At 32.7% G+C, this 11,951-nt stretch carries 14 protein-coding genes; 2 read left to right on the forward strand and 12 right to left on the reverse strand.

Annotated elements, in window-relative coordinates; genetic code table 11:
- Positions 1-29: 29 nt before the first annotated feature.
- The 6 genes from C8C83_RS24980 to C8C83_RS25005 form a co-directional block, all read right to left on the reverse strand.
- A complete protein-coding gene (locus C8C83_RS24980; protein ID WP_121331236.1) occupies positions 30-677 on the reverse strand; it encodes a DUF5661 family protein in 648 nt (215 codons plus the stop codon).
- A gap of 87 nt (positions 678-764) precedes the next feature.
- Positions 765-926, reverse strand: coding sequence for a DUF1328 family protein (locus C8C83_RS24985; protein WP_099711916.1), 162 nt, complete (start codon positions 924-926; stop codon positions 765-767).
- A 109-nt stretch (positions 927-1,035) separates the two neighbouring features.
- A complete protein-coding gene (locus C8C83_RS24990; protein ID WP_121331237.1) occupies positions 1,036-2,121 on the reverse strand; it encodes a DNA topoisomerase IB in 1,086 nt (361 codons plus the stop codon).
- Positions 2,122-2,259: 138 nt separating this feature from the next.
- Positions 2,260-2,499 (reverse strand): Rho termination factor, encoded by a 240-nt coding sequence (locus tag C8C83_RS24995; protein WP_121331238.1) that lies wholly within the window; start codon positions 2,497-2,499, stop codon positions 2,260-2,262.
- Positions 2,500-2,697: 198 nt separating this feature from the next.
- Positions 2,698-3,072, reverse strand: a complete 375-nt coding sequence (locus tag C8C83_RS25000) for a hypothetical protein (RefSeq protein ID WP_121331239.1) — start codon at positions 3,070-3,072, stop codon at positions 2,698-2,700.
- A gap of 47 nt (positions 3,073-3,119) precedes the next feature.
- Complete coding sequence (locus C8C83_RS25005; RefSeq protein ID WP_121331240.1) at positions 3,120-3,629, reverse strand: GNAT family N-acetyltransferase; 510 nt, start codon at positions 3,627-3,629, stop codon at positions 3,120-3,122.
- 512 nt (positions 3,630-4,141) lie between these two features.
- Here C8C83_RS25005 and C8C83_RS25010 point away from each other — a divergent pair.
- Complete coding sequence (locus C8C83_RS25010) at positions 4,142-4,375, forward strand: hypothetical protein (protein ID WP_121331241.1); 234 nt, start codon at positions 4,142-4,144, stop codon at positions 4,373-4,375.
- Between the two features lie 143 nt (positions 4,376-4,518).
- On the opposite strand, the gene C8C83_RS25015 is transcribed toward C8C83_RS25010, so the two are convergent.
- Entirely contained in the window at positions 4,519-5,568 is a 1,050-nt protein-coding gene (locus C8C83_RS25015) for a (p)ppGpp synthetase (RefSeq protein ID WP_121331242.1), read from the reverse strand.
- A 310-nt stretch (positions 5,569-5,878) separates the two neighbouring features.
- Between C8C83_RS25015 and C8C83_RS25020 the strand changes: the two genes are divergently transcribed.
- The gene (locus tag C8C83_RS25020; RefSeq protein WP_121331243.1) at positions 5,879-6,466 is read left to right on the forward strand and encodes a DUF4142 domain-containing protein; all 588 of its coding nucleotides are present in this window, start codon (positions 5,879-5,881) and stop codon (positions 6,464-6,466) included.
- A gap of 707 nt (positions 6,467-7,173) precedes the next feature.
- Here the strand turns inward: C8C83_RS25020 and C8C83_RS25025 are convergent.
- The 5 genes from C8C83_RS25025 to C8C83_RS25045 form a co-directional block, all read right to left on the reverse strand.
- Complete coding sequence (locus C8C83_RS25025; RefSeq protein ID WP_121331244.1) at positions 7,174-8,226, reverse strand: NAD(P)-dependent alcohol dehydrogenase; 1,053 nt, start codon at positions 8,224-8,226, stop codon at positions 7,174-7,176.
- A 431-nt stretch (positions 8,227-8,657) separates the two neighbouring features.
- Positions 8,658-9,641 carry an aldo/keto reductase gene (locus C8C83_RS25030; RefSeq protein ID WP_121331245.1) on the reverse strand — a complete coding sequence of 328 codons (984 nt, stop codon included), beginning with the start codon at positions 9,639-9,641 and terminating at the stop codon, positions 8,658-8,660.
- Between the two features lie 311 nt (positions 9,642-9,952).
- Positions 9,953-10,357: a cupin domain-containing protein gene (locus C8C83_RS25035; RefSeq protein WP_121331246.1), complete on the reverse strand. Its 405-nt coding sequence runs from the start codon at positions 10,355-10,357 to the stop codon at positions 9,953-9,955.
- A gap of 91 nt (positions 10,358-10,448) precedes the next feature.
- Positions 10,449-10,865 carry a cupin domain-containing protein gene (locus tag C8C83_RS25040; RefSeq protein ID WP_121331247.1) on the reverse strand — a complete coding sequence of 139 codons (417 nt, stop codon included), beginning with the start codon at positions 10,863-10,865 and terminating at the stop codon, positions 10,449-10,451.
- A 188-nt stretch (positions 10,866-11,053) separates the two neighbouring features.
- Complete coding sequence (locus C8C83_RS25045) at positions 11,054-11,926, reverse strand: helix-turn-helix domain-containing protein (protein ID WP_121331248.1); 873 nt, start codon at positions 11,924-11,926, stop codon at positions 11,054-11,056.
- Between the last annotated feature and the right edge of the window lie 25 nt (positions 11,927-11,951).

The raw sequence follows: 11,951 nt of genomic DNA on the forward strand, positions 1-11,951 counted from the left end.
CCTCTATTTTCTATAATCTATTCTCTCCTTTAATCCCCAATAATCTCCAAAACCGGAATATCATCCATTTTTTGAAGGCGTTCTACTAATCCGGCTCTGGCTTCGGTTAATTCTGTTTCGGCTTTGCCCAATTCTTTGTACCATTCTTCTTTTCCGGTATTCGAATTTTCAATTTTGCGCATGATTTCATAGATTTCAGCTTCTGCTTCCATTACTTTTAATCTTTTGTAATACGTGAGACTTTCGGTCATGTGTGCGAGTGCGATCATTGCGGTCAAAAACGGATGATTGTTGGTTACGTTGACATCTTTAATTTTTCCGTGTTCCAGTTCCACTTTTAAAGCAAAAGCAAATTCTTCCATGTTGAAAGCTTCATATTTACTTTTCGGATTTAAATAAGCCTTTATTGACTCGACATTATTCATTGTAGACAAATCAACATCGGTTTCTTTTTTATCGTTTAAATCTTTAAAAACTACGTTTGCAATTGCTCTTGCTTCGGCAATTGTTGGATCATTTTTAGGATTTTCGAAATCGCGTTTCGACCAATCCCAGTTTTGAGGATGCACAGGTTTCAAGTATTTTTCACAAAAATCCGTTACATCATTTTTTAAGCTTACCATTTCATCGTCCCTTTTAACGTAAACATCCTGGTAAGCACCGCTCTTTGTTGCCATAATTCTATTTTTTATATATTGAAAATACAAACGACACATTTACCGAGATATATGTGCCGTTTTTTTACTTTTTTTATTTGTCTGAGGCTAAACGCTTCTTCTTCCGCTAATTAGTGATATAATGAATAAAACTAAGAATATAAAGAATAAAACTTTAGCAATACTTGCTGCTCCGGCGGCGATTCCGCCAAAACCAAATATTCCGGCTATGATAGCGAGAATAATAAAGATAACTGTATAACGTAACATAAGCTTGTGATTTTAGTTGATAATGATTTTGTTTGTTACTCAAATTTCATGCTTTTTAAAGAGATGCATTAACTCAAAAAAATCTATTTTTAACACTATTAAATCTCTTTTAAGCCAAGTTGATTTGATAGTTTTGTATAAGTTCTGAAAAGGCAATTTCGCTATGCGAAAAATTAGCTTTATTGCTACGGCATTTTTTGGCACGATCAAAGTATTGCTCAATCGAGCCGTCTTCATAAGTCGAAACCAATAACGGATGAACGTAATAATTGCGGCATACATTTCTGGTATTTCCCAAAGCTTCCGCCGTGGTATCAAAAGCCGACAAAATGTTCTTTTTGATTTCTTTTTCGTCAGTTGTAACTCCAATTTCCATTAAAGTTTCAAAAAACACAATCGATGCCGCCCAGGTTCTAAAATCTTTGGCGCTAAAATATTCTCCCGAAATTTCATGAAGATATTCATTGACCATATGACTGTCCAAAACCTTTCTTTCTCCGTTTTTATCATAATATTTAAAAACTTCCCAACCCGGAATTTCCTCACAGCGACTCACCAGTTTTACCAATTGTTTGTTTCTGGTTGTGATCGTGTGTTTCTTTCCTTTTTTTCCGATGAATTCAAATTTCAGCGAATTTTTATTGATATTGATGTGGCGTTTTCTCAAAGTCGAAAGTCCGTATGATTTATTGTCTTTAGCGTATTTCTCATTTCCGATTCTGATATGCGTTTCTTCCATTAACCGAATCACCAAAGCGATTACTTTTTCTTTCGACCATTCTTTTTGCTCCAAATCTTCGTCGACTTGTTTTCTAATCAACGGCAATTTGGTTCCAAACTCTGCTATTTTGTAGAATTTAGTCTGATTTCGAATCAAATTCCATTTTGGATGATATCTATATTGTTTTCTGTTTTTATCGTCTAAACCAACGGCTTGTAAATGACCGTTTGGCAAATCCGAAATCTGAACATTTACCCAAGCCGGCGGAAGTACTAAACTGCTAAAGCGTTTCAATTCGCTTTTTTGTTTAATGAAGCGTCCGTTCTTTTTATACACAAAACCTTCCTCGCCTCCGCATCGTTCAATTGGCAACTTTTGATTGTTGATATAAACTAAATCCAATTTATCAAGTACCAAATGTGGCGTTTTGATAAGCTGATTCATTAGTTTTTCGGTTTTGGCTGCTGCATTCATGGTCGTTCAATTTATATATAGCCACTCCCGATAGCTATCGGGATTAAAAACTTTAAAGAGATTATTTCCGATATTCAACTTATATTTTCTCCCGCTAACTATCAGGAATGGCGTATTTTTTAGTAATTATTGCGCATTTCAATTATTTCGTAAGGACTGAATAAGATTCTTCTTTGACATATAAGATCGTCCTGGAATCCCTACTTTTCGTGCTTGCTGATACAATTCGGCTTTCGTCCATTCGTCATAAGGTTTTGCGCGTCCGCCTTTTTCGGCAGCATCTGGCGTATTGGCAATTCGAGCCGATTTTTCTTTACTATATCCTTTTTCTACAAGTGCTCGATATTGTTCTTCATTTTTAATTCTTGAATCTGGCATGACTTGAAAATTTAAGATTAATAATTCTGTCAATATGTTATTCCAAAATTCGTTTATAAATAAGCACAACTCGTTATAGAATTTCTGTAATATTTTTCATAATTAACTATATGTTAGATTTTTAAAATTCAGACATAAAAAAATCCCAATTCGATATGAATTGGGATTTCTTTTAAATTATGTAATTAGACCATTACGTTATCCTTGTAATACATTATAAGCTAACCTAATTGCAAAAATTCCATTTATAATAATCAAAGTGAATAAATATCCTTTTAAATAACGTTTCTTATAAGGCATATCTTTATTAATAAAAATTGTAGTAATGAATGCTAAAAACAGGCACAATACAGGAAAACTAATCACAAGTCCTGCAATCCCACTAATTATCATTGCAGTACTATTAGCTGAATTGTAAGTACCGTCTAAATTGTACGTACCCATTATTCTTGACATGAGAATCATAAAAATTGAATTTAGAATTATCAAACCCAAAGTAATAAAAAAGAGTTTTTGATTTGAAATATTAACAATCTTATCTTTTAGATTTTTTTCTGAAGTAATAGTTTCCATTGGCTATTTTAGTTCTTTAAAGTTATTTATCTATTTCTAATTTTATATTATGAGAAAGAATAAGCAAAAACATCAAAATCAGCATTATTAAATTTAAAGCTGCTTACTTTTTTAATTCCCATTTTTTCATGCGCTCTCAAAGAAGCTTCATTATCGCCTTTTATGAATAATACCCCTTCCCGATTAGGTTCCTTCTGCAAAAGTTCTTTAAACATTAGTTGCGCCAAACCTTTTCCGCGTTGTGTATTATTAACACATACAGGACCATAAATATACGAATCCGGATTAGCTTTGTATGAAGTAAACATTGCATCGACAATCGCCAAATTCCTCTTTTTATTCACATTTTGCGAAGTCGTCAATAAAAAACCAACCACCTCATCATCAACAATTGCAACAATTTGTGGCATATCGCTCATCATTTCCTGAATTTGTTCCGGCGTAAGTTCTGCTGATAAACTTCCGCCTTGAGCGATTTGATTCTCTTTCTGAAGTTTTACAATTCCTGGTAAATCTTTAAGTGTTGCGGTTCTTATGATGATCTCTGAATTTTTCATAAAACTAAGATAAGATTTTTTATTAATTTTCTAAAAGTGCAAAAATACATTGCTCCTGTAAGGTAATTTTATCATTATAATTTTCAGGAGCTATTTCCTGCTGTCCTTCCAATCTTTTGTTCCGAACACCGGAACAAAAGGATTTTCCCTCCCATCAGGGCTAGGGCTTTTGGTTTCATAATAAAATTTGTTTTTTATAGAGATCCATTTAATTTTCTATCTATCATTTTATTGATTACATTTTTTGTAACATTACATTAGAAAACCTGAAAACATTAGTAGTTATCGTATAAAATAGTAGCATTTGAATATTAAGCAGGATTTAATTTGTAAGAAAAAGATTAATTAAAGTATTTTTCCTTATATTTGTGTTTCCTGTAATTACGACTTTACGGCTAAACAAAATTTTCCCTTGTATTATGTGTTCGGTATCGGAAACGACCGAAAATGCTGTCGTAAGCATTAGGATCACTAAGATACAAGGGTTTTATTATTCCTAATTTTACGACATTATGAGTACAAGCACAATTTCAAAAGAAGCCGAAACAAGGCTAATGGATTTTTTCAACAATACAATTGAGCCAAATGATATGGCAAAAGCAATTAGGCAATTAAACTATATACTTGCTTTAGGAATTATGAGAGAAGACAAAACTCTTAAAAATGAAATAGTAAATCTGGAAAACAGCTTTTACTGGCTAAACGAACTAGCCGAAATTTTAAATCCTTACTTGGATTTAGAGTAGATTTTTACACTTAGATTTTAAAATTCGATAATAAACAGAAAAAAGCCTTGATCTTAAGAAATCAAGGCTTTTTTAGTTTTTAATTTTTTTTTATGCTATTTATAAAATCAAGAAACTTTCTAATAAAATTAACTATTTGTAATCTATATTTTTTTTATTTTTTGATAAGTGCCAATAAAATCTTGAACATTTCCAGAAAGCAATATATTATTATATGACAAATATTTTCTAATAAAATCTTCATCTTCAGTTTTAGCAACTAGAAAATGCTGAAACCAGAATAACGGCACATTAGGAGCTAAGCTTTTAGTTGATAATTTTTCTATAAATATTTTTATAAAATTCAAATAATCTTTACTGTTTTCAGTAATTAAAGTTTGTAGTTCTTTTATATTTAAAACATTTAAAAATTCAAATTTATCTATTATGTCTGAATAATCATTTAGCGCGTCAAATGTAACATCAAACTCCTTGATAATATATTCTCTTGCTTTTTCAAATGTCTGATTACTTTTAACTAATGCATCAAGTGAAGCTTGATTTATTGAAACATTTTCTGGATCAACAGCAATAAGTTCAGAAACTTTACTCTCATAATCCGTTAATTCCTTCTTTAGTCTGTCAAATTCTAAATCTGCGGACTCTAACAAAGCTGCAACTCTATTAAAACTTCTAACATAAGAATCTGGAATTGAAGATTTTCCTTTATATCCTAAATCATGTTCTATTTCAGCCCAAGCATGTTGCAATACTGAGCGAATTTGAATTTCAAATTTAAGCCCTTTATATATTTCATATTCGGTAAGCTTTAATCGTGATTCATCTAAAGAACCTACAATATGTAATGATCTATATCCGAATTGATCCGTTTGTAATTTTCTTTTATCAATAGAATTTTTTTCATCAATTTTAAATTCTTTACGTATTAATTTCTCTACATTATCAACTTCACTTTCCAAATATGTAATTATCCTTATTCCTACTATATCTGTAATTTCATTTAAATCAGTATATTTATTTTTCTTAATTATTTTATTAGAAATACTATCAAATGCTTTAGTTCTACTATTAATTTGATGAATATTTATATCAGCATGCATTATCAAATCTTCTAAAAGATTTACGATCCTTTTTCTAAATGATTCATATATTTCTCGATTAACTTTAAACAATTCGATTAATTCTTCATTCATACTAATATTTTTAATAAGGTTTATTTTTATGTAATGTTAGCTTTTCAAAAACTAAATATAAACATATTGATTATTTAAATTATGCATTCTTTAAGAGAAAAAAAATAAGATCAAAAGATAGATTATGTATATTATATCATTCGAAAATTTATTCTTCAACAATTATAGCAATAAATAAAATCCTAGCAACAGGTATTTATACCTTTTTTTTAAACAAATATCCAAATCCTGTAACATTATCCAAAAATGCTGTAAGACATTCCTTTACAATCTGAATAATTTTACACTATAACATTTAAACTATAAAATCATGAAAAGAATACTAATAGCCGGAAAAGCAATTTTAGGAGCAGGACTACTTATATTATTCCTTAATTCTTGCAAAAACGAAACTAAACAAGAAGATCCAAAAGAAGTTGCTGAAGATACAAACGAAGCCAAATTTGACTCTATTGCGGAGAAAAAAGATGATTCGGAGTTTTTAGTAGATATCGCAGAAGTGAATCTTGCTGAAATCGAAATCGGAAAACTGGCTCAAACAAAAAGTACCAATCCTGAGGTTAAGAAATTTGGAAAAATGCTTGTTGATGAGCATACCAAATCGGCTTCTGAAGTTAGTGCTTTAGCTAAAGCTAAAAACTTCACTTTACCTACTTCGATTACCGAAGACGGAAAAGAGGAATACAAAAAACTAAATGAAAAATCAGGTCTTGATTTTGATAAAAAGTTCGCTGATATGATGATCGACGGACATGAAAAAGCAATTAAAGAATTGCAAAAAGCAACTGAAGATGCAAAAGACCAAGATGTTAAACTTTGGGCTTCTAATAATATAGCACCTCTTACAGCTCATTTAGAGCATGCAAAATTGCTTAAACAAGATTTAGATAAAAAGTGATCTTTTTAAAAAAGGTACTGAGATACTAAGGAACTGAGGATCTAAGGTTTTTACTTAGAAACTCGACAAAATAATCGATTGTTATTTATTTTCCAAAACCCCTCGAGAGTTGAATTGCTTGAGGGGTTTTTCTTTTTTAAGGTTCTGAGATATTGAGGTTCTGAGGTCCTAAGGCTTTTTTTTTAAGGGACAAAGGTTCAAAGCGACAAAGGAACAAAGGCTGAATGCTTAATTTTGTCAAGCAGTTCCAGAGGAACAAGATATATTGTAGAAATGGATTTTAATCCATCATACGTAAATAAGCAAAGGTTCAAAGGTACAAAGGTACAAAGGTACAAAGGCTTAATACGTAATTTTGTCAAGCAGTTCCAGAGGAACAAGATATATTGTAGGGATGGATTTTAATCCATCATATGCAAAGGTTCAAAGGAACAAAGGAACAAAGGAACAAATGCTGAATACGCAATTTTGTCAAGCAGTTCCGGAGGAACAAGATATATTGTAGAGATGGATTTTAATCCATCATACGCAAAGGATGTTAAATAAATATACAATCAGTAACAATAAAAATATACCCGTTAAACACAAAAAAAGACGCACCGCTGTGCGTCTCTACAAAAATTTTGTATTTTTCAATTCGAATAAAAACACAAAGGCGCAAAGGTTTTAACCTCTGAACCTTTGTGTCTCTGCACCTTTGAACCTTTTTAAGATAAAGAAGCCATATCAATTACAAAACGGTATTTAATATCTCCTTTAAGCAATCTTTCGTAAGCATCGTTTACCTCATTAACGCCAATTAATTCGATATCTGCGGTAATATTGTGTTCTGCACAAAAATCCAGCATTTCCTGAGTTTCAGCGATTCCACCAATCATTGATCCTGCAAAACTTCTTCTTCCTAATAATAGACTAAACGAAGTTACCGGAAGCGGTTCCATTGGTGCACCAACCAAAGTTAGTGTTCCATCTACTTTTAGTAAGTTCAAATATGAATCTATATTATGTTCCGCAGATACGCAGTCTAAGATAAAGTTTAGCGTTTTGGCATATTTTGCCATTTGTTCAGCGTCTGTAGATAAAACCACTTCATCTGCTCCAAGGCGTTTTGCATCTTCGGTTTTAGACAATGAAGTTGTGAAAACTACGACATGAGCGCCCATTGCTTTTGCCAATTTGATTCCCATATGTCCTAAACCGCCAATACCAACGATTCCAACTTTTTGTCCAGGTCCAACTTTCCAGTGTTTTAATGGAGAATAAGTTGTAATTCCTGCGCAAAGTAAAGGTGCAACTCCAGCAAGATCCAGTTTGTCTGAAATATGCAATACATAATTTTCATCGACTGTAATACTTTGAGAATAACCTCCAAAAGTTTGTCCGCCTAAATGTTTGTCCGGAGAATTGAAAGTCAACGTACTTCCTTCATCACAAAATTGCTCTAAATCATTTTTGCAATGCTCACATTCTCTACAAGAATCAACCATACAACCAACTCCGGCAAGATCCCCAACTTTGAAATGTTTTACGTGATCTCCAACTTTTGTTACTCGTCCAACAATCTCGTGCCCAGGAACTATCGGATAAACCGTTCCATGCCATTCGTTTCTGGCAGAATGCAAATCTGAGTGACAGATTCCGCAATATAAAATTTCAATCTCTACGTCATGCGCTAAAACCGCTCTACGTTTAATGTCTAATGTTTGTAAAGGTGCTTCTGCAGCTTCTGTACCAAAGGCTTTTATGTTTTTTGTTTCCATTTTTGTTTTTTTGTTTAAAGTTTCAGGTTTTGTTTGTTTGAGGTTTGATAATTATTGTCTTAAATAAGTTTCACGCAGATTGTGTTGTTTATTACATAAAACAATCATAATCATTGTCGTTCCGGGAGATGCTCGACAAAAATTGGCGACAATATTAGACGCGGATTCGCTTTGCGAAAACACAGATTAAAACGGATTTTATCAGCTTAATCTTGTCATTTCGGAACGAGAGCCGAGCAATAGCAACAGACGAAGTAAATCTTGGCGAGTAGCTCGACAATGATTGACAATATACTTTATGGAGTTTCTTGCGGAGATCCCTCGTTCCTCGGGATGACAAAAATGCGCGCAATAGTATTGATAAAGTTTTAGAATTATCTAATTATCTAATTATCTAATTGACTAATTTTCTAATTGCCAAATTATCTAATTTACTTCCCAACAATCTTTTGTAAATGCTCCGGATAACGTGATCCTTCGATTTTTATTTTTGAAGCGGCGTCTTCGATTGCTTCCAAATCTTGTGCGGAAAGTTCTAAAGTTACTGCTCCAAGATTTTCTTCTAAACGATACAATTTTGTTGTTCCGGGAATTGGAACAATCCATGGTTTTTGAGCTAAAATCCACGCTAATGCAATTTGAGCGTTTGTTGCGCCTTTTTCTGTTGCAATTTTTGCTAATAAATCTACTAAAGTCTGATTTGCTTTGCGCGCTTCCGGTGTAAAACGTGGTACAATGTTTCTGAAATCTGTACTATCAAATTTAGTATTTTCATCGATTTTTCCCGTAAGGAAACCTCTTCCAAGCGGACTAAAAGGCACAAATCCGATTCCGAGTTCTTCTAAAGTTGGAAAAACTTCTTCCTCGGGAGTTCTCCACCAAAGCGAATATTCACTTTGCAAAGCAGTAACGGGCTGAACGGCATGCGCACGACGAATACTCTCTGCTCCTGCTTCTGAAAGTCCAAAATGTTTTACTTTTCCTTCCTGAATCAAATCTTTAATCGTTCCTGCAACATCTTCTATCGGGACATTTGGATCAACTCGATGTTGATAATACAAATCGATAACATCTGTATTTAATCTTTTTAGAGAATCTTCAATTCTTTGTTTTATATATTCCGGACGGCTGTTTAAGCCTTTTTTAGAATCACCGTCTTCAAAACCAAATTTTGTCGCAATCACAACTTTATCACGAAATGGCGCCAAAGCTTCTCCTAAAAGTGTTTCGTTCAAAAATGGTCCATAACATTCGGCAGTATCAAAAAAAGTGATTCCTTTTTCATACGCTGAACGCAATAAAGCGATCATTTCTTTTTTGTCATGAGCCGGTCCATATCCAAAACTCATTCCCATACAGCCTAATCCCATAGTTGAGACTTCAAGACCGCTGTTTCCAAGCATACGTTTTTTCATCGTTGTTTTTTAGTTTAAGTTAATTGTCACGAAGGAATTAATACAGAATGTTTTTTTTTAGTTTCACATAGATTGTAGTGTTCGAATAAAACAACTACAATCATTGTCATCCCGAGGAACGAGGGATCTCCATGAGTAGCTCGACAAAGATTGAAAATATACTTTACGGAGTTTCTTGCGGAGATCCCTCGTTCCTCGGGATGACAAAAAATGTGCGTATTAATATTGAATATAAATCTTTAAATTAAAATTCAGTATTTATAAAGTTTTGAAATTATCTAATTATCTAATTGACAAATTATCTAATTAACCTACTTTCCAAAACTAAAGTATTCTTCATCTGTAACGCTTTCCAGCCAGATTCCTTTTCCTTTGTCAATTTCTGTAATGATGCTAATGTGCGAAAATCGACTAAACGGAGTTGCGCCATACCAATGTTCTACGCCTGGTAAAATGGTAATAACTTCGTCTTTATGAAGTAAACGAATTGCGTTTCCTTTTTCCTGATAATATCCAATTCCGTCAGTTGCGATAAACAATTGTAAACTTGAATTAATGTGCCATTTACATCTTGCGCCCGGTTCAAAAGAAACCTCTTTAATCATGGTATTATCGGGATGAATATTGCTGGTTTGTTTTTTATAAGAAACATCACCAGTCATAAAAGTATTTGGGACTTTTCCCTCTTCAATAGCGGAAGTATAAAGTGTTGACATAAAATTGATTTTTGAGATTGATTTTTATTTAAAAAAGATCTAACAAAACCGTTAATTATCGTTAGATCAACCAACAACACTTTTACTTTAATTATTTAAAGCTATTATATTGTTCGTCTGTTACCGGTTCAAGCCAGTCTACGATACCTTTTTCTGTATTTGTACTGATTGCGATATGCGTAAATTCACCATCTGGAGAAGCTCCGTGCCAATGTTTAATTTCAGGCTGAATGTTTACAACATCACCTTCTTTTAATAATTGAATTGGTTTCCCGACTTCTTGGTAAAAACCTGTTCCTTGGGTAACTATAAGAATTTGACCTCCGGGATGTGTGTGCCAGTTGTTGCGTGCACCGGCTTCAAAAACCACATTACCTACGGCCGTATTTAAAATCGGATCATTTGGAACCAACATCTTCACCCATGCTTTTCCTGTAAAATAATCCGCTGAAGCTAAGTCTCCTTTTGGGAAAATAGATTCATTTAATTGATTTTCTGGTTCTTTCATAATTTTTTGTTTTTTAATATCAGTGCCGGAAACTAAATCAGAAAGCCAGAATGCGCTTTATAGAAGTTATATTTAGTCAGCTAAAAACCGATAAGGGGTTAATACTAATTATTACAGGGCAAAATTACTTTAGCAATGACAATTAGAAATAACAATAATCAAACAAAAAATTAAGAATTTGAAACAATTTATGTTCTTAATGATTTTGGAATTGTTCCTGTAAGTCTTTTAAAGTAATTATTAAAATAGCTCGGATATTCAAATCCAAGCGAATATCCAATGTCTGAGATACTCCAATCTGTGTGATGCAATAATGCTTTTGCTTCGCTGATAATCCTTTCGGTAATATGCGCCGTTGTTGGCTTTCCGGTAATTTCTTTTACAGAACGATTGAGGTGATTTACGTGAACCGCAAGACTTTGTGCATAATCCTGAGGTGTTTTTAATGCCAAAGGTTCATTTTTTGTCTCAATTGGGAATTGTCTTTCTAATAATTCCAGAAATAAAGAAGTGATTCTCGAAGAAGCATTTTTATGTTTAAAGAAATTTTCTGACGGCTGCATTTTCATCGATTCATGAAGAATCAGGTTGATATAATTTCGAATTAAATCATCTTTAAAAACATAATCAGTATCTTGTTCTTCAATCATTTTCTTAAACAACGAAGTTATAAAAACTTCTTGTTCAGTTGATAAAGAAAATATTGGTGTTCCGCCTATTTTAAACAAAGGTGATTCATGAAGACTTTCTGAGCGATCATTTGCTTTTAAAAATTCTTCGGTAAAAACACATGCATAACCGTTATAGGCAGGCGAAATAATCTCCCATGAATATGGAATATGTGGATTTCCAAAGAATAATATTGTTCCATCAGTTTCTATTCCGCGATCTGCATAATGAATAAGACTTTTACTGGTATTAATGCAAATTTTATAAAAATCTCTGCGGTTATACGTTGGAATTGCGCTTACATCGTTACTTACCTCATAAACTTTAAAACCTTTTAGCTTTAAGTCAGAAGTATTAAAATCGGCTGTTTTAGAAACTATTTGATCACTCATGCAGCAAAGTTATGAAAATCAAACA

This window comes from Flavobacterium sp. 90, assembly GCF_004339525.1.
In the GTDB taxonomy this organism is placed as follows: domain Bacteria; phylum Bacteroidota; class Bacteroidia; order Flavobacteriales; family Flavobacteriaceae; genus Flavobacterium.